This is a genomic window from Arthrobacter sp. 08Y14 (assembly GCF_002929455.1).
Taxonomy (GTDB): domain Bacteria; phylum Actinomycetota; class Actinomycetes; order Actinomycetales; family Micrococcaceae; genus Arthrobacter_B; species Arthrobacter_B sunyaminii.
This window is the reverse complement of the sequence record NZ_PJIX01000002.1, coordinates 694290-715615: the sequence shown is the minus strand read 5'-3', so window position 1 is coordinate 715615 and position 21326 is coordinate 694290. Positions and strand designations below refer to the sequence as shown.

Below are 21326 nucleotides of genomic sequence, written 5' to 3'. Positions count from 1 at the left end.
TTGGGCCGGACCACGGTTTTGCCCACGCTCGGCACCAAAGGACGGCACGTTATTTCTTCTTCATCCATGGTTCCCTTTGGCCGCTCGTTGGCTGCAGGTGCTTTATCACTGGGACTCATCCTGAGCGGCTGTGCCGGACAACCGGCACCCACGGAAGGAACAGGAACAGGTACCCCGGACGTGCCGGCGGTCAGCCTGCAGCAGCCGGGCGCTCTGCGCGGAGTGTTCGACGGGGGAGCGGGCCCGGCTTCACTGGCTGCCAGCAGCGCGTTCTATGCTGCCAGTCCTGCTGCGGTGGTACTGGGGCCGGGCGCCCCTGCCGCCGCGGGGCAGGCTTCCGCCGCAGCAGTGGGACTGGGTGTTCCGCTGCTGGTGGTCGAACCGGGAAATGAACAGCAGGTTGCCGATGAACTGGAGCGGCTGGGGGCTGAAGCCGTGGTCCTGTACGGCGCACCGGAAAGCGGGTGGGCTGCCGCTGTGGGGGAGCGGACCCAAGTTCCCGGACCCGCAGACGCCGATGGCTTCCGGTCGTTGCTGAGCCTCGAGGCTGTCCCCGCCGAAGCAGCGCCGCTGGTCGGCGCCGTTGCAGCTATGGGACGCGATGTGCAGCTCGCGGTGCCCGGGCTGAAGGCCGCAGTGCCGAAGGAAGCCGCTGCTTCGACTACGGCTTCCGCGGCCCAGCAGGACAGCGTTCCAGCTCAGGAGCTGCCGGAGTTTGAGGCAGCCAGCGCCGGGACGGACGCCATTGTGCTGGCAACGGAGGACCCGGCGTCGGCGGCGGCAGTTGCCACGGCACGTGCCGCAGGTGCCGAGGTACGAATGGTGGAGACTGCGGATCCCCGTGCTGACCAGGGAGTCATCGAGGTTTTGCGCAGCCACCGCGACGGCGGAATCTACGGTGCCGGCAACGGCTTCGGCGGCGCAGAGAACTTCGCCGCACACACCGACGTGGCACTGAATGCGCCGGAGCTGCCAGGGGGCGGACAGACTGTGTTCCCCGGCAGACGGATGGTGGCGCTCTACGGGCATCCCAGCGGCGGCAGTCTGGGAGTCCTGGGGGAGCAGGGGCTGGATGAATCCATCCGGCTGGCCCGGGAAACCGCAGCGCAATACCAGCCCTACAGTGATGAACCCGTGGTGCCTGCCCTCGAAATCATTACGACCGTTGCCAGTTCCGAGCCCGGTGCCGACGGTGATTTCTCCGAGGAAACCGCCGTGGACGTCCTGCTGCCGTGGATTGAAGCCGCCCGTGACGCCGGCGTCTACGTGATCCTTGATCTGCAGCCGGGCCACAGCACCTTCCTAAACCAGGCTGTCCGGTATGAAGAACTGCTGAAGTTCCCGCATGTGGGCCTGGCATTGGACTCCGAGTGGCGGCTTGCCCCCGGGCAGCGTCATCTGGAACAGATCGGATCCGTGGATGCCGCGGAGGTCAATGAGGTGTCCGCCTGGCTCGCAGACCTGACGCGGGAGAATGTCCTGCCGCAAAAGCTCTTCATGCTGCACCAGTTCAACTTATCGATGATCCGCAACCGGGATCAGCTCGAGGTCAGCCACAGCGAACTGGCGGTCAGCCTTCACGCTGACGGGCATGGAACACCGGGCCAGAAGCTGGACACCTGGAATGCGCTGCGGAACGGGCTGCAGCCGGAGATCTGGCCGGGATGGAAGAACTTTTACGACGAGGACACTCCCACCCTGACTCCGGAGCAGACCTTCACGCAGATCGATCCCAAGCCCTGGTTCATCTCCTACCAGTAGGGAACTAGTAGCCCTGTGCGTCCAGCAGGGCGTCCTCCTCGTCTTCCTGGGTGCTGCCGCGCTGCCTGCGCGGACGGCGGGGGCGGCTCGGGGCGGGGTGGGCGGCGATCATTTCGTCGTCGTCCTCCTCTTCCCACTCATCTTCATCGCCGTAGCGCAGGTTCAGCGCTTCCTGGCGGGCGGCATATCCGAGCCCGACAAACAGCATGACACCGAACGCGAACCACTGCATGGCGTAGGAAAGATGCGGGCCCTCATCCACTGACGGCTTGGGGGCAGCTTCCGGAACGATGTCGGGGCGCGGGTCCTCGCTGGCCATCAGGCCATAGGCTCCCTGCTCCAGTTCGTACCCCACTTCATCCTGGTACTGGGTCAAATTGATGGACGCCAGCTGCCCTTCGGGAGCACCTCGGCTCACGTCCGGTTCAGCGGGCTTGATGCGCGCGACGACGGTTACCTCGCCGCCGGGAGCAGCCGGCACGGCGTCGGGCTTGCCGGCTTCGTCATTGCCGATCGGCAGCCAGCCGCGGTTGATCACCACTGCGGTGCCGTCGGAGAGTTTCAGCGGAACCACCACTTCGTATCCGGCGCGTCCGCTCAGCGGCCGGTTCCGGACAATGCGCTGGTTTTCTGTGTCATAGACCCCGGTCATGGAAACCGGCAGCCATTCTTTGGCCGGGTCATAGTCTTCGAAGAGGCCGGCGGCATCCTCGAACGGCACCGGGGCGGCGTCGTAGTTGTTGACCACGTTGCCGATGTCTTCCCGGATGGCGTCACGCCGGTCAAGCTGCCACATCCCCAGGGATGAACATGCCACGGAGAGCAGGGCGGTCAGGGCAAACCAGCCCAGCCAGCGGCCGGAGAGGAGGAAACGGTACATCTAGTCGGTCCCGCTTCCGGTGTCCATGGGAGCAGGCGCATCGGCCAGGGGCAGTGTCTGCTTCCAGAGGTCGCGGGTCTGGAGGTACTCCTCGAGCCAACCGCGGTGATCGCTGCAGGCGAGCCAGATCTTCCGCCGCTCCGGGGTGTGGATCCGCGGGTTGTTCCACAGCAGCTGCCACTGGGCGGCTTCACGGCACCCCTTCCGGGAGCAGACGGCGGGAGAGCCGGCGCCGGGATCCGACGGTGCGGCTCCGGGCCGGACAGCCCCGGTGGTCCGGGCCAGTTGGTCAAGAAGGTTCATGCTGAAGGTGGTGCCTTATCGTCGTGGGGGTCAGCAGGGGGCTCGTCGTCGGCGAGCTCGCCGTGCAGCACTGCGGTTTCGGGGGAGTCATTCGGGTCGGGCTCGCCGGGTTGCCGGACGCGGGGTGCTTCTATTGCGGGCGAGGGGAGGGCATCAATCATGGACTCAGATGCGGTCATGTTGCGCGTATCGGATCCTCCGTTCGCAATGATCACGGCGAAATACGGCAGGACGACGGCGCCGGCGATTACCACCCACAGCATCCACCCGTGCACGACAAATAAGAGGAACAGGCAGACCAGCCGGATGCCCATGGACACCGAATACTTGATCATGCGTGCGCGCATCTCATCGGTGTGCGCCGTGCGGGCGTCTGTGATCCGGGGGACCTGACCGCCGCGGCTGGATTCCTTGTTCATCACTCTCCCAAACAGATTGTCCCATTGTCGCACCCGTAGCTGTGATGTTGAAGTCGGAACCAGCCCGGCTAGGATCGATTCCTGTCACCCCCACACTCTCAGCGGAGGAATATCTGTGCAGAACAACACCCAGCCGTCCACGGGCCGCAGCGTCCTGGTTACCGGCGGAAACCGCGGAATCGGGCTGGCCATAGCCCAGGCCTTTGTTGCCAACGGCGACCTGGTGGCGATCACCTACCGCAGCGGAGACGTGCCGGAGGGCATGCTCGGCGTCAAGGCTGATGTGACCGACATGGCATCGGTGGATGCGGCATTCTCCGAGGTCGAAGCCGCGCACGGGCCCGTGGAAGTGCTGGTGGCAAATGCCGGCATCACCCGCGACACCCTGCTCCTGCGGATGAGCGAGGACGATTTCACCGACGTCGTGGACACCAACCTCACCGGAGCATTCCGGGTCATCAAGCGGGCGTCCAAGGGCATGATCAAGCTGCGCCGCGGGCGGGTTGTCCTGATCTCCTCCGTGGTGGGCCTGTACGGCTCGCCCGGCCAGATCAACTACGCGGCTTCCAAATCCGGTCTGATCGGCATTGCCCGGTCGCTGACCAGGGAGCTGGGCTCCCGGAACATCACCGCCAACGTGGTGGCACCGGGGTTCATCAACACTGACATGACCCGGGCTCTGCCCGAGGACACGCAGAAGAATTATCTCTCCTCCATCCCGGCCAACCGGTTCGCCGAACCCGAAGAGGTTGCCGGTGTGGTGCGCTGGATTGCCAGCCCCGAAGCCGCCTACATTTCCGGCGCTGTCATCCCCGTTGACGGAGGTCTGGGAATGGGTCACTAAAGCTCCGGCCGGGATTCCTTGGAGGTTTCCACCACTTCGCGGATCGCCGCCGGCTGGCAGGATGGGAGAAGTTGCGCATCATTTTTGTTCAGTTTCGACAAAACCTCTCACAAAGGAGCACCCATGGGCCTGCTGGACGGCAAAGCCGCCATCGTCACCGGATCCTCACGCGGCATCGGAGCGGAGGTGGCCAAGTACCTGGCCGCCGAAGGGGCCGGCGTGGTGGTCAACTACCGCCAGAAGGCCCCCCGGGCCAATAAGGTTGTCACCGGTATTGAAAACGACGGCGGCCGCGCCGTTGCCGTCGGCGCCGATCTGACTTCCCCCGAGGGCCCGGCCGCCCTGGTTGCCGCCGCCACGGAGAACTTTGGCGGCCTGGACGTGCTGGTGCTGAACGCCTCCGGCGGAATGGAAACCGGCGTTGAGGAGGACTACGCGCTGAAGCTCAACCGCGACGCGCAGGTCAACATGCTCAACGCCGCCCTGGACGTCATGCCCGCGGGATCCCGCGTGGTTTTCGTCACCAGCCACCAGGCGCACTTCATCAACTCCGTTCCCACCATGCCCGAATACGAGCCGGTGGCCCGCAGCAAGCGCGCAGGCGAGGACGCCCTGCGCGAGCTTCTGCCGCAGCTCGAGGAGAAGGGCATCACCCTGGTGGTGGTCTCCGGGGACATGATCGAAGGAACCGTTACCGCCACGCTCCTGGACCGTGCCAACCCCGGAGCCATTGAGGCACGCCGGGTGGAAGCCGGCCGGCTCTACTCTGTGCAGGAGTTCGGCGCCGAGGTGGCCCGGATGGCCACAGCGGACGTGCCCTCGGGACACACCGAATACGTGGGCGGCGCCGACTACCTCGGCGCCGGCCAGGTGTCCTAGCCTTCCCGGGTTCGGGGCAAAAGAGAGTTCCTACAGCTTCACAAAGTGCTGCACCACGTCCAGATTGGGCAGGTTCAGCACGGCATCCGCGGCGGCCTGCACTGCCGGTTTGGCGTTGAACGCCACCCCCAGTGCGGCCGCCGCCAGCATGTCCAGGTCATTGGCGCCGTCACCCACCGCAATGGTGTGGCGCTGTTCAATGCCCAGTGCCGCTGCCCAGGTGCGCAGGGACTCGGCCTTGACCGCGCGGTCCACCACGGCGCCTTCCACGGTGCCGGTCAGCACGCCGTCGGCAATGCCCAGAAGGTTGGCTTTGGCGCAGGTCAGCTGCAGGCGTTCGGCCAGCGGATCAAGGACCTGGCTGAAACCGCCTGATACTACGGCCACCGCGTGCCCGGCAGCCAGGAATTCCTTTACCAGTGCCTCCGCGCCGTCGGACAGCTCAATGCGGGCACCCACTTCCGAGATGACTGACTCCGGCAGCCCGGCCAGCGCCCTGACACGCTGATGCAGGCTCTGGGCGAAGTCCAGTTCTCCGCGCATGGCCGCTTCAGTGACGGCGGCAACCTCGGCTTCGCGGCCCGCGTGGGCGGCCAGCAGCTCGATAACTTCCTGCTTGATCAGGGTGGAATCCACATCCATGACCAGCAGCTTCCGCCCCAGCTCCAGCAGGGATGAGGGCACGACGGCGCTGGCGGCACCCTGCGCATCAGCGCCAAGTGCCGCTGCGGTGACCGCCATCCGCAAAGTTTCGATACCGCCGTCGTACTCCACCAGCAGCTTGGTGACGGCATAACCGTCCCCCGGGGCATTCTCCAGTTCCAGGATGCGGCCGCCAGCTACGCCTACTGCACGCTGAACGGCAGCGAGATAGGCGTCGCTCAGGTCCCGACCGTAGCTGACAACACTGTATTCGGGAGCGGCACTGTTTTCGGGGGAGTTGGGAGCGGGCATTGCGTATCCGTTTCTGCAGGCGGGGCTGGAACTGCGGGGCACGCGTTTAGCCATCGGCCCTTTCTTTAGCCTAATGTCTAGTGCTATGAGTGATGTTCTTGAATTTGCTGCCGTAAGTGTCGTCCGCGGCGGCAAGACCCTGTTGGATGCAGTTGACTGGCAGGTCAAGGAGGGGGAGCGCTGGGTCATCATGGGCCCCAACGGCGCCGGGAAGACCACTCTGCTGCAGATCGCCGGCGGACGCATGCACCCCACCCGCGGTGTTGCCGGAATCCTTGAGGAAGTCCTCGGAACCGTTGATGTCTTTGAGCTCCGGCCCCGGATCGGCCTGGCATCAGCCGCCCTTGCGAACCAGATCCCGGAACACGAAACCGTCCTCAACGTGGTGCTGACCGCCTCCTACGGCATGACCGGCCGGTGGCGGGAAAAGTACGAAAAGCTGGACGAGCGCCGCGCCTTCCGACTCCTCCATGACTGGGGCATGTCCACCTTCATGAACCGTAATTTTTCCTCCCTGAGCGAGGGTGAACGCAAGCGCGTGCAGATTGCCCGCGCCCTGATGACCGATCCGGAGCTGCTGCTGCTGGACGAGCCGGCCGCCGGGCTGGACCTCGCCGGCCGCGAGGACCTGGTTGCACGGTTGTCCGAGCTGGCCGCAGATGAAGAGGCGCCGGCCATGGTGCTTGTCACCCACCACCTTGAAGAGGTGCCCCCGGGTTTCACCCACGCACTGCTGCTGCGCGACGGCGGCGTTGTGGCCTCGGGTCCCATCGGGGATGTCTTCACCGAGACGAATCTGAGCACCGCCTTTGATTTGCCGCTGAACGTGCAGCACGACGGCGGCCGCTGGTCCGCCACCGCCCGCCGCTGACCTTCGCACAGCACGCACTTTTTTGTGGACATTTTTCATGATGCCGTAGTCTTCGTTGCCGGTTTGTGGGCGGGGACGATCAATGCCGTGGTCGGGTCGGGAACGCTCGTCACCTTCCCGGTGCTGGTGGCGCTGGGCTACGCCCCGGTGGCCGCCACCATTTCCAACGCGATGGGACTCATCGCCGGAAATATTGCAGGTTCCTGGGGCTACCGCCGGGAACTGGCCGGACTCAAGTCCATCCTCCTGAAGCTCCTGCCCGCCTCAGTGCTGGGAGGAGTCACAGGAGCTGCGCTGCTGCTGCACCTGCCGGAGAGTGTCTTCGGCACCGTGGCGCCCTACCTGATCGTGGTGGCGCTGCTGTTTGTCATCTTCCAGCCGAAACTGCAGTCCTGGGTCCGCCGGCGGGCGGATGCATCACCAACCGCGCAACAGCCCAGGCGCCAGGGCGTCATCCTGGTCATCCTGATCTACTTGGCGGGTGTGTATGGCGGCTACTTCGTGGCGGCGCAGGGAATCCTGCTGGTGGGCATCCTGGGCATCTTCCTGCGCGGCAGCATCCAGAACGCCAACGCCATGAAGAACATCCTGGTCCTTGGCGTGAACATTGTTGCCGCCGTCTCCTATCTGCTGTTTGCCTTCGACCGGATCGTGTGGCCCGTAGTGGGGCTCATCGCGGTGGGCTCGCTGATTGGCGGCTTCCTGGGAGCTGCCGTCGGCCGCAGGCTGTCCCCGGTGGTGCTGCGGACCGTCATTGTGCTGCTGGGTCTGCTTGCCTTGTGGAATATGGTGTTCTAAGTGACCCTTCACTATCTGAAATCAGCAGCCGATCCGCGTGTGGCCGATTACACCGGCCTGACCGACACCGCGCTGCGCCGCCGCCGGGAGCCCGAGGAAGGCATGTATATTGCCGAATCCTCCAAGGTCCTTCGCCGGGCACTGGACGCAGGACACCGGCCGCGCTCCTTTTTCCTCGCCGAGAAGTGGATTCCGGTCCTCCAGGACCTCCTGGACCGGTACCCCGAAGTGCCTGCCTACGTGGGAACCGCGGACGTCCTGGAGGAAATCACCGGGTTCCATCTGCACCGCGGTGCGCTGGCAGCCATGGAGCGGCCGGCGCCGCTGGAGCTGGAGCCCCTGCTGGCGGGAGCCCGCCGGGTGGCTGTGCTGGAAGACATTGTGGACCACACCAACATCGGGGCGATTTTCCGGTCCGCTGCGGCGCTGGGCGTGGACGCCGTACTGGTCAGCCCCCGCTGCGCGGACCCGCTGTACCGGCGGGCAATCCGGGTCAGCATGGGGACCGTGTTCCAGGTGCCGTGGGTGCGCCTGACACAGTGGCCCGGCCAGCTGGAAGTCCTGCGGAAGGCCGGCTTCGTCACTGCTGCGCTGGCGCTGGCTGAGGACTCCCTGACCTTGGACGAGCTCAGCTCGCGCCGCGATGAGCGCCTCGCCCTGGTGCTTGGAACCGAAGGGGACGGCCTCGCCGCGGGGACCCTTTCCGCAGTGGACCTTACCGTCCGCATTCCGATGAGCGGGGGCGTGGATTCCCTGAACGTCGCTGCCGCCAGCGCCGTGGCCTTCTGGGAATGCCGGGCCCGGTCCCAGCGGTAAGGTTTCTGGCCAGTCCCGCACGCTTTGGCTCCTACTCTTACCCTCTGCCGTTGATGGTGGAACACTGGGCGGTGTTCACAACCCAGGAAGGGCTCTTGTATGAAGCGCGGACCCTTGCAGGACCCCGCCAGCCGGGCGGGCTTAGGCCTGCCTGCCGCTGTCCGGGCGTCTCGTCCGGGCGCTGTCGTGTTCCTGGTGGCTGCTGCATTGACCGTCACGGCATGCGGCCCTACTGCGGATCAGGCACGGGCCAGGGAAGTGGTGTCAGCCTCGCCCGCTGCTCCCGTGCCAACTCAGAGCCGCACCGCTGCGCCCGCGCCCGTCATGACCGAGACCCCCGCCGCAGCGCCCACCCCGGCGCCACTCAAAGTGGGGGTTGCCGGCAGCCAAGTCGGCATGTCCCAGCCGGTCCAGGATGCCTGCCAGTTTCTGCTGCGTCGCGATGAGGCACGGATGCCTGCCGGTGAAGCAGGAGATTGTGTTCGGGCGGCTATGACTGCCGGCGGGGGTGGAACCCAAACCCTCACGACGTCGTCGAGCTGGATACCGCAGGGGACGCACACCGTGGACTTCACCACGGCGCCGGAGTTCTCGCTCACCCTTGAGAGCCCGGACACGGGCCTGCTGGTCACGTCGGGAGCCGGCGGAGGAAGCGTGGACACCGGCGGCGGCAGGGTCAGCGCCAAGGCAACGGGAACACCCGAGGAGGCCTATGCGGCGGTGCTGGCCCACGCTGCGGAGCTCACCGTGAATCCGGACCGCGTCGCCGAGATGCTTGACGGCACCGAATCCGTCGAGGTGGATTACGCTGCTGTCCTTGACGGCGCGGTCCGCACCAAAATCAGCGGCTACCGTTCTGTGGACCCCGGGGCGGATGACATGATGCCCACCGCGGTAACGCTGTGGCTTGACGACTGGTACCGCCCGGTGCGGTTTGAACTCACCGGGCAGACCCGCGGCATCGCTTCAAGCATCACCGCCGTCAACAGTGCCTGGGCGTCGTAGGCACTGCCCGCCCGCCGGCTTTAACCCGCAGCCCCGAATGCGGTATGCTGAATTGCTGATCCCTGTGCATGCGCTTCGTTGTGCAGTGCGGGGGCATTCCAAGCTTTCAACCACCAGTGCCTGGCAAAATCCAGGCACCAAAAGAAGGTAATACATTGAAGTCTGATATCCACCCCAAGTACGGCCCGGTTGTTTTCCGCGATCTCGCGTCCGACACCTCGTTCCTGACCAACTCCACGGCTACGTCCGCCAAGACGATCGAGTGGGAAGACGGCAACACCTACCCCCTCATCGAGGTGGAAATCTCCTCCGCGTCGCACCCGTTCTACACGGGCAAGCAGCGCATCATGGACTCCGCCGGCCGTGTCGAGCGCTTCAACGCACGCTTCAAGGGCTTCGGCGGCAAGAAGTAATTCGTTCGTAAAGAACAGCACAGGTTCTAGACTGAGAAGACCCGCCCGGCATTTCCGGGCGGGTCTTTTTACATGCGGAGAAGGAAACCCAAATGAGCAGCAGGGAACAGGACAGCGGCCGACTGCACGGAGAGTTCAAGGTAGTTGGCGGAAAACTCGTGGTGGTGGACCTGGAGGTCCGTGACGGAAAACTGGCAGACGTCTCGCTCAGCGGGGACTTCTTCCTGGAACCCGATGATGCTCTGGCCGATATCAATGCGGCTTTGGAAGGACTTCCGGCTGACGCAACCGGAGCAGATATTGCCGCAGCGGTCCGGGCAAACCTTCCCGCCGAAGCGGTCCTGTTTGGCTTCTCTCCGGAGGCCATTGCCACCGCCGTCCGCCGGGCCCTGGCCAAGGCCACGGGCTGGAATGATCACCAGTGGGAGATCATCGGCCCCACACCGCTGCCCACCGCCATGCACGTGGCCATGGACGAGGTGCTGGCCGAAGAAGTGGGCTCCGGAAAACGGAACCCCACGCTGCGGTTTTGGGAATGGGAGACGCCGTCCGTGGTGATCGGCAGCTTCCAGTCGCTGCGCAACGAAGTGGATCCGCAGGGCGCCCGGAAGCACGGGGTAACGGTGGTTCGCCGCATTTCCGGCGGCGGGGCCATGTTCATGGAACACGGCAATGCCATCACCTATTCGATCTATGTCCCGCAGTCCCTGGTGGACGGACTCAGCTTTGCCGAGTCTTATCCCTTCCTGGACGCCTGGGTGATGGAATCGCTGGAAAAACTTGGCATCAAGGCCTGGTATCAGCCGCTCAATGACATCGCCACGGATCAGGGCAAAATAGGCGGGGCAGCCCAGAAGCGCTTCAGCAGCGGCGGCATGCTGCACCACGTGACCATGTCCTATGACATCGATGCCGACAAAATGCTTGAAGTCCTGCGGATCGGCAAGGAAAAACTGTCAGACAAGGGCACCACCAGTGCCAAGAAACGGGTTGATCCGCTCCGCCGCCAGACCGGACTGACCCGGGAGGAGATCATCAAGACGATGATGGAGACCTTCAGCGCGCGCTACGGTGCTGTGCCGGCCGGCATCACCGACGAGGAGATGGCCCTCGCCGAGAAGAAGGTTGCTGACAAGTTCGGCACGGATGAATGGCTCAACCGCGTTCCCTGACCAGCTTGCGGTCATCGTGCCGGTGGGCTCACCGGCACGATGATGCTGCTGTCGCCGAGGCTGTCCCTGCCCTAGACTGCCGAGCATGGAAAAAAAGTCTCTCACCGCATTGGCGCGGAACCAGCTGCAGATTGCCGGCGAAGCTTCCAGCGGCCGCAGCGCCCAGACGGTTTACGGCGGACACGAACACGTGCTTCGGCAAACAATCATCGCCCTGAACGCCGGATTTGTTCTGGACGAGCACGACAATCCCGGTGAAGCGACCATTCACGTGCTCAAAGGACGTGTTCGGCTGCTGGCCGAAGGTCACTCCTGGGAAGGATCCGCCGGGGACCTGTTGATAGTGCCCCAGGCACGGCACTCCCTGGAGGCGGTGGAAGACTCAGCGGTGCTGCTGACCGTAGCCAAACTGGACCGCTGAGCCTTCTGCCGCCTGCCTGTCTATCTGCCGGCTGCCTGGACCCGCAGCGCCCGCAGCAACTGGTCCTGCTGCTCGATAATGATCCGGCGCAGGGCAGCCGGTGCCTGCGGGTTGGCTTCGAGCCAGTCCATGCTCGCCACCAGGACAGGATGATCGGCGGGAACCATGTGTTCAGGCAGATCCTGAGCCCCGGGGAAGAGACCGGTAACCACCCGGCTGGCCTGCCCGATGCTGCGTGAGCTCCAGACCAGGGTGAGGGAAGCAAAGTAATCCGCGGAAAAGACGGACAGCATCTCAATGCTGCCGATTGTGAATCCCTCAATGGTGGCCGAGAGCAGCTGGTTGGACAGCTCGTCCGAATGCACGGCGTCCTGCCAGGCGGCTGCCTTGACCGCGGGCTCAGGGAAGGCTGCCGCCGCAGTGGTGTAGCCCACCCGGCCCGATGCCGTGGTGTCCCGCTCCAGTTCCGCTTCCAGCTCGGCACGGGTGGCATTTGAGGTGGCGGCCAGCGCCTGCCACAGCAGCCATCGCAGGTCCGAGTCCACAGTGAGGCCCGGTACGGTGGCCGTTCCCTGCAGGAGGCCGCGCAGCAGCTCCTTGTGGGCGGCGCTGTGGCGGCCCAGCATGGCGGCGTTGCGGGCCCAGACCAGCTGGCGGTCGCTTCCGGGCTCCGCCTGCTGAAGCTGGTCAACCACCAGCGAGTAGAGCACGTCGCGCAGGTCGCTGCGGTCCTCTGCCGGAGCATACCGCTCCACGGCGAACCGGGAGTTGTCCAAGAGGACCTGCAGCACACCGGAGCCCGTCTCGGCCGGGGCGGCATGCACGATGAGCCGAAGATAGTCGCGGGCACTGATAATCCCGTCCCGGACGCCGTTCCACAGGGCAGAGAAGCACACCGCGCGGGCCAGCGGGTCAGGGATCCGGCCCAGGTTCTGCATCAGGACCTGCAGCGAATCGGAGTCGAAACGGACCTTGGCGTAGGTGAGGTCCTCGTCATTGAGCAGCAGCAGTGCGGGCCGCGGCTTGCCCAGAAGCTCGGGTACCGCGGTACGGGGACCGTCGACGTCGATTTCCACGCTCCCGGTGCGCACCAGCGCACCCGCAGCATCCGGGTTATACAGACCAATCCGCAGGCGGTGCGGCCGGGGAACCTGTTCCCCGCTGACGGGATCGGGTGCGTTCTGGACGATCGTGAGGGAGGTGATGACGCCGTCGTCGTCCGTTTCCACCTCCGTGGTCAGCAGCGGCACCCCTGCCGTCTGCAGCCACAGCCGCGACCAGGCGCCCATGTCGCGGCCCGAAGCTTGAGTCAGGGCACTGAGCAGGTCCGAGAGCGTGGTGTTGCCGTAGGCATGGTCGCGGAAGTAGCCGCGCGCTGCATTGATAAACGCGTCGAATCCCACGTAGGTCACCAGCTGCTTGAGGACAGAGGCGCCCTTGGCATACGTGATGCCGTCGAAGTTCTGCTTGGCCGCTTCCAGGTCAGTGATGTCCGCGACGATTGGGTGCGTGGTGGGCAGCTGGTCCTGGGTGTACGCCCAGGCCTTGCGCCGGTTGGCGAAACTGACCCACGAGTTGGTAAACCCGGTGGCCTGATCCACTGCCAGGGCGCCCATGTAATCGGCAAAGGACTCCTTCAGCCACAGGTCGTCCCACCACTTCATGGTCACCAGGTCACCGAACCACATGTGCGCCATCTCGTGCAGGATGGTGTTGGCCCGCGCCTCGTACTGTGCCTCGGTGGCTTTGGACCGGAAGACGTATGACTCCGTGAACGTCACCAGGCCGGGGTTCTCCATGGCACCGAGGTTGTACTCGGGGACGAAGGCCTGATCGTACTTGCCGAACGGGTAGGGGTAGGCAAACAGTTCGTGGAAGTACGCGAGCCCCTGTTTGGTGATCTCAAAGATGTTCTGCGGGTCAAAATGTTCGGCCAGTGAGGACCGGCAGTAGGCGCCCAGGGGAATGTCGAGGACGGAACCGTCCGGCAGGGTGGTGGACCAGGCGTCCTCTGCTTTGAAGTACGGTCCGGCCAGGACCGTGGTGATGTAGGTGGAAATGCGCTGGGTGGGGGCAAAATCCCAGCGGCTGAAGCCGCCGTCGAGCTCCGTGCGGTTGGTTTCCACACCGTTGGAAGCAACTTCCCAGGCCGACGGCGCAGTGACGTGGAACGTGAAGCTGGCCTTGAGGTCCGGCTGCTCGAAGTTGGCGAACACCCGCCGGGCGTCGGCCGGCTCATACTGCGTGTAGAGGTAAGTGCGGCCGTCGGCCGGATCCGTGAACCGGTGCATCCCTTCGCCGCTGCGGCTGTACAGGGCGGTGCCCTCCACCGTGACCGTATTTTCGAGCTCCAGTCCCGGCAGGTGGACACGGGCGCCGTCGACGGCGGTGTCCAGCGGCAGTTCCCGGCCGTTCAGGACAACCGAATGGACACCACCGTGGATGAAGTCCAGGAATGTAGCGGCACCCGGCTCGGCGCAGCGGAAGGTGACGGTGCTGCGGGAGCGGAAGCCCCCGGTTTCCGGATCTTCCGCGCTGCTCAGGTCAAGATCGACATCGTAGGCGTCAACGGATATGAGGGCTGAGCGGGCGGCGGCTTCGTCACGACGCAGATTTTGGTTCGACACATGTTCATTCAATCACTTCCCGTCCTTTGCTGCGGGCCGGCCCGGCGGCCCCGGCGTTCCGGCCGCCTGACAGCCGGTCCATGACGGCGAAGAAGGACAGTGAGGCCAGCAGGATGAAGTAAGGCGTGTAGAGGTACAGGAAGCGGGCCCGGCCTTCTGACAGCAGCAGGAACACGAGCAGGCCAAGCAGTGCGATGCGCAGTGCGGAGACCTCCGGCAGCATAAGGGTTGGCGTGCGGAGGGACAGGGGCACCGCCACCAGCCCCAGGACGATGAACCACGTTCCCTGCCACAGCGCAAAGAGCCACGGAAAACCCGGATTCCCGTAACCGAAGACGTCCTGAAGGCTCCGGTCAGCGGGGTCGTCGGACACAAAATCGTCGCCGTCCAGGACTCCTTCACCCCAGGCAAAGAAGGAGCCGTCCCCGGTGATCCACAACAGCTTGTTGTTGAGGAATGAAACGTAGCCGCCCGGACCCATGGCGGCGACCCGATCCGCATAGGCGTCCAGCCCGTGCTGGAACTTCTCGCTCGGATCGCCCGCGGATGCGGTGCTGCGGACGTCGGCCTCGTTGTAGCTCCCGTACAGCGGGCCGTATTTCCCGGGCACAAGGTGCGCCCCCACCTTCAGGAAATGGGTGGGTGGAAGGGCGTTCGGGTTGGCTTCAACATCGAAGCCCACGGCCGTTCCCTGCTGCTCAACGGCGGTAATGAGCCGGTGCCCGGCAAAGAAACTGCCAGCCACCACCGCAGCGCCGAGGAGGAGGACACCGGCCCCGCGATTTCGGCCGCGCAGTGCCGGGGAACAGGCTGCAGTGATACCGGCTGCCAGCAGACAGATGAGCACGGTTGGCTTGATCCCGTAGCCGGCGGCGCCAGCCGTCCCGGCGAGGACCCAGAGCGGTATTTGCACTGCAAGGCGCCGGGCCCGCTGCGCGGCCAGCAGCAGGCACAGAATGAGGACGGGAAACAACAGCCCTGCGGTGTCTGAGTAGAAGACACCCAGCCACGGGGAGAGCAGTACAAAGATCGTGGCGGGCAGCAGCGTAAAGGAGGCAACGGCTCGCCCGCCGAGCATCCGCGCCGCCGCATACGTCAGTGCGATTCCGGCGAAGAGAACGACGGCGTTCAAAAAGGCGGCAGCCATTTCCAAGTTGGTGACGCCAAGGGAGGTGACGAGGCTGAACCAGGACGCCAGCAGCAGGGTCAGCAGGATGTTGTTGGGATTCAGCGAAAAGTAACCGGAATCAATGCTCTCCCGCGTCCCCAGGGCCAAACCGGCAGCTGAGGTGTAAATGGCGCGGGCATCCCAATCGGCGGGCAGCCGCACGGCATAGGCCAGCCGAACCTGCAGGGCGAATAGCCCCGCCCACAGTGCTGCCGATACCAGTCTGGACAACAGCCGGTGCCGAAGCAGGGCCGGCTGGACAGTCCGCAGGGCAAAGTACAGTCCGGTCATGAGCAGAAGCACTGCTCCGGCAGCGGCGAGCGCCCACGGTGTTTTGTACCGGAAGAATCCGTAGTGCGGAAACATGAGGTTGCCCGCCAGGCACCAGAGGATTATGGCGCAGAACGCCAGTCCGGCCGCTGCCGGAAGCAAGCCGTAGCTCAGGCTCTTGATGCTGCCGGTGGCGGTGATACCCCTCATGGATACCCCCTAGGCCAACCTCATCATGCGCAGCTGCGGAATCAACTGATGGAAACAGTAAGGGGAACCGGAGACAGGCGGCAAGGCTCTGCGCTTCCCGCGGGGTCACGGGGAAAGGATCACGGCGAGACCAAGTCCCAGCGCGCCGATGAGGAACCAGGAGGCGAGCGCCGCTGAGAGTGCCCTGGCACCGGAGGCAAACAGTGCCCGGAAGCGGACCGCCGCACCCAGCGCAAACAGCGCCGCCGCAAACAGGATCTCCTGGGCCAGTGCAGCCGCCTCCAGGACACCCTCCGGAAGAACCCCCGTGGTGCGCAGGACAATCAGTGCCAGGAACCCGGCGACAAACAGGGGAAGCAGGGGAGGGCGCTTCCCGGGCCCTTCATCCGTTCCCTCCGTGTCCGGGCGCCGAATAAGTCCCGCCGCGGCGGTCAGCGGTGCCAGCAGGACCACGCGGGCCAGCTTGACGACGACGGCGGCCGCGAGTGCCGACGTGCCGGCGGTCTGGGCTGTGGCCACCACCTGTCCAACGTCGTGGACGGAAGCGCCGGCCCAGATGCCGAAGGTCTCGGCAGACAGGCTCATCATCGTTCCCAGCAGCGGGAGAACCCCGATGGCCAGTGTTCCGCACAGCGTGACCAGCGCTATCGGCACCACGGCGTCCTCCGGTCTCACCCTCCTGGCAGCGGCCACTGCTCCGATGGCGGACACCCCGCAGATGGAAAAACCAGAGGCGATCAGCAGCGGCTCCGCGCCCGGCAGGCGGAAAGCCCGGCAAATCGCATACGTGCCGGCAAAGGCCGCCCCCACCAGTGCAACGATCAGGAGCAGCGCGGCCCAGCCAAGGCCCGCGATGTCCACCAGTGACACTTTGAGTCCCAGCAGCACGATGCCCGTGCGCATAAACTTCCGTGCGGCCAGGGACAGTCCCGGTTTGAGCGGCCCGGCCACAGCTGAGGACACGCCGGGCAGGTTGGCGGCCACCAGTCCGAGTACCACGGCTGCGGTCAGTACCGGCAGCCCGGGAAGAACCAGGTGCACCAGGTATGCCGGGACAACGGCGGCGGCGGCAATCAGGACTCCGGGCAGGACGGTTGTCCGGGCAGCAGAGGAGGCTGCAGGGGAAGGGGAGGCGTTCACGGTTCCACCCTGCCGCAGAAGACGGTGCCGGCCAAACGGTGCCGGCAGCCGGTGGTGTTTGGCCTGCCCCGGGGCAGCTAACAGTGATGGGGGATTCCCGCCTGTGTGGCCTTTGTTACAGTGAAATACACCCCCTAGTTTTAGAGGCAACACATGGCTGACCAGCAACAAACAGCAGAACACCCCTGGACACGGACACCCGAACAGGCGGCAGCGGAGCTGGAGGTCTCGCCGGCCGAAGGTCTCACCGTCGAGGAGGTCCGGCAGCGTCGGCTCCGTTACGGGCCCAATGAGCTGGCGGCAGGCCGGAAAATTCCCGCCTGGCAGAAAATCCTTAGGCTGTTGGCGGACCGGCTGATTCTGGTCCTGATTGCCGCAGCGGTGATCAGCGCCGTCGTCTCCCGGGAATGGGAAACACCCGTGGTCATCCTGGTGGTCATTGCCCTGAACACCACACTGAACTACGTCCAGGAGCAGCGCGCGGAGAACAGCCTGGAAGCGCTGCGCAGCACGTCGGTCTCCGTTGCCACCGTCCGCCGGGGCGGCGTTCCGGTGGATGTCCCGCGCACCGAACTGGTACCCGGCGACGTGGTGCTCCTGGAGGCAGGAGACACGGTTCCTGCCGACGGGCGGCTTCTGGAGGCAGTTCGCCTGCAGGTGGCGGAAGCAGCGCTGACCGGTGAATCCCAGCCGGTCAACAAGTCCGCCGCGGTCCTCACTGATCCGGAGCTGCCGGTGGCCGACCGCACCAACATGCTGTACATGGACACCGACATCAGCCGGGGCCGGGCTGTGCTGCTCGTTACCGGGACGGGAATGAACACCCAAATCGGACGGATAGCGCATCTGCTCGGGTCCACGGCCGAAGAAAAGACCACCCTTCAGCGCAGCATTGACCAGCTGGCACGGCTGCTGACGTATGTGGCGCTGATTGTGGTGGCGGTCGTGTTTATCCTGGGCCTGCTGCGCGGTGACAGCTGGGAAACCCTGTTCCTGACTGCGGTCTCGCTGGCGGTGGCGACCATCCCCGAGGGGCTGACCGCCGTCGTCGCCTTCACCCTGGCGATGGGCGCCTCCCGCCTGGCTGCGCGGGGAGCCATCATCAAGCAGTTGTCGGCTGTGGAGACCCTGGGCAGCACCTCCCAGATCTGCACTGACAAGACCGGAACCCTGACCCTGAATGAGATGACGGTGCGGTCCCTGTATACGGCCTCCGGCCGCACGTTCCGGGTCTCCGGCTCCGGGTATTCCACGGAAGGCGCGGTGCTTAGCGCCGACGGGCGTCCGGCGCCGGCATTGTCGGTGGCTTTCCTCGGCTTCGCGCTGTGCAATGACGCCTCAGTGCGCGACGGCGTACTCACCGGCGATCCCACCGAAGGGGCGCTGGTGGTCCTCGCAGAGAAGGGAGGCATCGACGCCGAAGGGGCGCGGGCATCGCATCCCCGCATCGCGGAGGTTCCCTTTGATTCGGACTATAAGTTCATGGCCACGTTCAACCGGCGGCCGGCGGATGAGGAAGCCGGGCATGGTCCGGGACCGGCCCATGACGTTTTCTGTTACACCAAGGGGGCGCCCGGGATGCTCCTGGAACGATCACAGTTCGTGGCCACTGCCGACGGCAGGCGTCCGCTCCTGCCCGAGGACCGCCGGCGCATCAGCGACGAAGTCACAGCTTTCGCGGAACGCGGTCTGCGCACCATGGCTGTTGCCGGACGGCCGGTGGAGGAGCCTCTGCCATCGGACCCGGACGAGCTCCGGGACAGCGTGGCCGATCTGACCCTTTATGCAGTCGTGGGCATCATGGACCCGCCGCGCAGCGAGGCCGCCGAAGCCATTGCGCGTGCCCACGAGGCGGGGATCAGCGTGCACATGATCACGGGGGACCACCTGATCACTGCCTCGGCGATCGCGCGTGACCTGGGCATCGGCGGAGAAGCCGTGTCAGGTGCCGAACTGGACAAGCTCAACGACAAGCAGCTTGAACAGCGCGCTCCGGGGTACGGGGTGCTGGCGCGTGTGTCTCCGGAGCACAAGATCCGGATGGTCCAGGCATTGCAGGCCGACGGTGCCGTGGTCGCGATGACCGGCGACGGCGTCAACGACGCACCTGCGCTCAAACGCGCGGACATTGGTATTGCCATGGGTATTACCGGCACCGATGTGTCCAAGGGCGCGGCGAAGATGATCCTGACGGATGACAACTTCGCCACCATTGTGGCCGCGGTGCAGGAGGGCCGGGGGATCTATGCCAACATCATCAAGTTCGTCCGGTTCCAGCTCACCACCGCCTGGGGGTTCGTGCTCATCTTCCTGGCGGCCGCAGCCTTTTCGCTGGCCGGCGGAGCGCCCTTCACGGCGCTGCAAATCCTTTGGGTCAACATCATCATGGACGGACCTCCCGCCCTGGCCCTGGGCGTGGATCCGGCAGATCCGGATCTCATGAAGCAACGGCCCAGGCCTGCCCGGGAGCCGCTGCTGACCGGACGGCGGATCCTGCAGATCCTGACCATGGGTCTGGTCATGGCTGCGGGCACCTGCACCGTCCTGTACCTGGCCCCGCAGATGTACCCGGAGAGCGCGGGGGATCCGCTCTTCGCCACCACCCTGGCCTTCACCACCTTCGTGTTCTACCAGGCGTTCAACCTGCTCAACGTAAGGTCCGCGAACGGAAGCGTGTTCGCCTGGCAAACCTTCACCAACCGGGCCATCTGGGTGTCGCTGGCCGGCGTCGTCGTCCTGCAGGTCCTGGTGGTCCAGCTGGGGGTGCTGCAGGGGCTCTTCGACACCACGGATCTCACCTCGGGCCAGTGGTTCCTGGCAGTTGGCGTGGGTTCCACCGTGCTGTGGATCTCGGAGATCCGGAAGGCGATCTCCCGCTTCCGTGAACGGGAGAGCCTTCCGGCGTAGTTCGGCCTACCAGGGCGAGGGCTTGTAGTCCTTCAGGAAAACCCCGTACTGGTCCTCGCCTGCCTCGCCCATGACGATCGGGTCATACACGCGGGCCGCACCGTCCACGAGGTCCAGGGGAGCGTGGAAGCCCTCCTCGGCCAGGCGCACCTTGGTGGGATGCGGACGCTCATCGGTAATCCAGCCGGTGTCCACGGCGGTCATCAGGATGCCGTCCGTTTCCAGCATTTCCCCGGCACTGGTGCGCGTGAGCATGTTCAGCGAGGCCTTGGCCATGTTGGTGTGCGGATGGCCCGGTCCCTTGTAGCGGCGGCTGAACTGGCCCTCCATGGCGGAGACGTTGACGATGTACTTGCGGCGTGCGGGGGAGGCTGCCATCGCCGGACGCAGCCGGTTGACCAGCAGGAACGGGGCAGTGACGTTGCAGAGCTGCACTTCCAGCATTTCCAGCGGCTCCACCTGGTCCACCACCTGGGTCCAGGAGTTGATCGGCGCGGTGTCCGGGACCAGTCCGCCGGCGTCAATTGCCGTTCCGGCGTTCAGTTTCTCCAGCGAGGAGGAACCCGCGGTCAGCGCCAGTGACGTGACGGCGTCGCCGGCCAGCACCGGATGCTCGGCAATCGAACCGGCAAGGGCGGTGGGGTGCGCGTTGTACGTGTTCCCGAAGGTGACCAGCTCCGGCATAACGGCCGATTCCGGCAGTGCCTCGAGCTCAGCGTCCATCAGCGGCTGGTAGGCGTTGGAGGACCGGCGCACCGTCTGGGCCGCGTTGTTGATCAGGATGTCCAGGGGGCCGGCGTCGGCCACGGATTCGGCCAGCGAGATGACCTGCGCCGGATCACGCAGGTCAATGCCCACGATCTTCAGCCGGTGCAGCCAGTCCGCCGAGTCTTCCATGGCAGCAAAACGCCGTGCGGCGTCCTTCGGGAACCGGGTGGTGATGGTGGTGTGCGCACCGTCGCGCAGCAGCCGCAGGGCGATGTACATGCCGATCTTGGCACGGCCCCCGGTCAGGAGGGCGCGTTTGCCGGTCAGGTCAGTGGTGGCGTCGCGCTTGGCGTGGCTGAAGGCAGCGCACTCCGGGCAGAGCTGGTGGTAGAACGCATCCACCACGGTGTAGGGCTGCTTGCAGATGTAGCAGTTGCGGGGCTTGAGCAGCGTGCCGGCAGACGGGCCGTGGGCCGAGGTCTTCAGCTGGGCGCCGCGGGTCTCGTCGTCGATCCGGTCGGAGGCGCCGGTGGCCGTCAGGGCGACAACGGCGCGGTCCGCCTCTGCGACGGCGCTGCGCTTCTCCAGCTTCTTGTGCTTCTTGACGGACTTGAACATCTTGGCGGTGGCGCGTCGGACGGCAACGTAGTCCGGATCTTCCTCATCCAGGACATGGATGGAGGACAGGACCCGCAGGCAGGCGGCAAGGTCTTCGGGGCTCAGGTCGGGGGTGCTCATGAAAATCGTTTCTGCTGTGAAT

At 65.3% G+C, this 21326-nt stretch carries 19 protein-coding genes; 11 read left to right on the top strand and 8 right to left on the bottom strand.

Annotation, left to right across the window (positions count from 1 at the left end; genetic code table 11):
• Positions 1 to 1761 carry a hypothetical protein gene (locus CXR03_RS09885; RefSeq protein WP_146070481.1) on the top strand — a complete coding sequence of 587 codons (1761 nt, stop codon included), beginning with the start codon at positions 1 to 3 and terminating at the stop codon, positions 1759 to 1761.
• 4 nt (positions 1762 to 1765) lie between these two features.
• Here the strand turns inward: CXR03_RS09885 and CXR03_RS09880 are convergent, their stop codons facing one another.
• From CXR03_RS09880 to CXR03_RS09870, 3 genes are read right to left on the bottom strand one after another with little or no spacing between them, the layout of a single operon-like run.
• Positions 1766 to 2641, bottom strand: a complete 876-nt coding sequence (locus tag CXR03_RS09880; RefSeq protein WP_104054214.1) for an SURF1 family protein — start codon at positions 2639 to 2641, stop codon at positions 1766 to 1768.
• The gene (locus tag CXR03_RS09875; RefSeq protein WP_104103633.1) at positions 2642 to 2944 is read right to left on the bottom strand and encodes a hypothetical protein; all 303 of its coding nucleotides are present in this window, start codon (positions 2942 to 2944) and stop codon (positions 2642 to 2644) included. It lies immediately after the preceding gene.
• A complete protein-coding gene (locus CXR03_RS09870; protein WP_104103632.1) occupies positions 2941 to 3363 on the bottom strand; it encodes a DUF3099 domain-containing protein in 423 nt (140 codons plus the stop codon). Before CXR03_RS09870 ends, CXR03_RS09875 begins: the two co-directional genes overlap by 4 nt.
• 115 nt (positions 3364 to 3478) lie before the next feature.
• Between CXR03_RS09870 and CXR03_RS09865 the strand changes: the two genes are divergently transcribed.
• Together CXR03_RS09865 and CXR03_RS09860 are read left to right on the top strand one after the other, a co-directional pair.
• The gene (locus CXR03_RS09865) at positions 3479 to 4207 is read left to right on the top strand and encodes a beta-ketoacyl-ACP reductase (RefSeq protein ID WP_104103631.1); all 729 of its coding nucleotides are present in this window, start codon (positions 3479 to 3481) and stop codon (positions 4205 to 4207) included.
• A gap of 123 nt (positions 4208 to 4330) precedes the next feature.
• Entirely contained in the window at positions 4331 to 5086 is a 756-nt protein-coding gene (locus CXR03_RS09860; RefSeq protein ID WP_104054217.1) for an SDR family oxidoreductase, read from the top strand.
• A gap of 30 nt (positions 5087 to 5116) precedes the next feature.
• On the opposite strand, the gene serB is transcribed toward CXR03_RS09860, so the two are convergent.
• Entirely contained in the window at positions 5117 to 6040 is a 924-nt protein-coding gene (serB, locus tag CXR03_RS09855; RefSeq protein ID WP_104103630.1) for a phosphoserine phosphatase SerB, read from the bottom strand.
• 85 nt (positions 6041 to 6125) lie between these two features.
• Here serB and CXR03_RS09850 point away from each other — a divergent pair, with 85 nt between their 5' ends.
• The 7 genes from CXR03_RS09850 (at position 6126) to CXR03_RS09820 (ending at position 11536) form a co-directional block, all read left to right on the top strand.
• On the top strand, positions 6126 to 6911 hold the full coding sequence (locus CXR03_RS09850) for an ABC transporter ATP-binding protein (protein WP_104054219.1): 786 nt from the start codon (positions 6126 to 6128) through the stop codon (positions 6909 to 6911).
• A 24-nt stretch (positions 6912 to 6935) separates the two neighbouring features.
• A complete protein-coding gene (locus tag CXR03_RS09845; RefSeq protein WP_104103629.1) occupies positions 6936 to 7709 on the top strand; it encodes a sulfite exporter TauE/SafE family protein in 774 nt (257 codons plus the stop codon).
• Entirely contained in the window at positions 7710 to 8525 is an 816-nt protein-coding gene (locus CXR03_RS09840) for an RNA methyltransferase (RefSeq protein ID WP_104103628.1), read from the top strand.
• A 285-nt stretch (positions 8526 to 8810) separates the two neighbouring features.
• Entirely contained in the window at positions 8811 to 9530 is a 720-nt protein-coding gene (locus CXR03_RS18140; protein WP_146070480.1) for a hypothetical protein, read from the top strand.
• 155 nt (positions 9531 to 9685) lie between these two features.
• Positions 9686 to 9943: a type B 50S ribosomal protein L31 gene (locus CXR03_RS09830; protein ID WP_104054223.1), complete on the top strand. Its 258-nt coding sequence runs from the start codon at positions 9686 to 9688 to the stop codon at positions 9941 to 9943.
• Between the two features lie 92 nt (positions 9944 to 10035).
• Positions 10036 to 11115: a lipoate--protein ligase family protein gene (locus CXR03_RS09825; protein ID WP_104103626.1), complete on the top strand. Its 1080-nt coding sequence runs from the start codon at positions 10036 to 10038 to the stop codon at positions 11113 to 11115.
• 85 nt (positions 11116 to 11200) lie between these two features.
• Positions 11201 to 11536, top strand: a complete 336-nt coding sequence (locus CXR03_RS09820) for a cupin domain-containing protein (protein ID WP_104054225.1) — start codon at positions 11201 to 11203, stop codon at positions 11534 to 11536.
• Between the two features lie 20 nt (positions 11537 to 11556).
• Here CXR03_RS09820 and pepN read toward each other — a convergent pair whose 3' ends face one another.
• The 3 genes from pepN to CXR03_RS09805 all read right to left on the bottom strand — a co-directional run bounded on the left by pepN (position 11557) and on the right by CXR03_RS09805 (position 16951).
• Entirely contained in the window at positions 11557 to 14163 is a 2607-nt protein-coding gene (gene pepN, locus CXR03_RS09815) for an aminopeptidase N (protein WP_104103625.1), read from the bottom strand.
• 4 nt (positions 14164 to 14167) lie between these two features.
• Positions 14168 to 15811 (bottom strand): hypothetical protein, encoded by a 1644-nt coding sequence (locus tag CXR03_RS09810; RefSeq protein ID WP_104103624.1) that lies wholly within the window; start codon positions 15809 to 15811, stop codon positions 14168 to 14170.
• Between the two features lie 105 nt (positions 15812 to 15916).
• Positions 15917 to 16951 (bottom strand): YeiH family protein, encoded by a 1035-nt coding sequence (locus tag CXR03_RS09805; RefSeq protein WP_258073584.1) that lies wholly within the window; start codon positions 16949 to 16951, stop codon positions 15917 to 15919.
• Between the two features lie 153 nt (positions 16952 to 17104).
• Between CXR03_RS09805 and CXR03_RS09800 the strand changes: the two genes are divergently transcribed.
• Positions 17105 to 19858, top strand: coding sequence for a cation-translocating P-type ATPase (locus CXR03_RS09800; RefSeq protein ID WP_104103623.1), 2754 nt, complete (start codon positions 17105 to 17107; stop codon positions 19856 to 19858).
• A 6-nt stretch (positions 19859 to 19864) separates the two neighbouring features.
• Here CXR03_RS09800 and CXR03_RS09795 read toward each other — a convergent pair whose 3' ends face one another.
• A complete protein-coding gene (locus tag CXR03_RS09795; RefSeq protein WP_104054228.1) occupies positions 19865 to 21304 on the bottom strand; it encodes an SDR family oxidoreductase in 1440 nt (479 codons plus the stop codon).
• Positions 21305 to 21326: the final 22 nt, after the last annotated feature.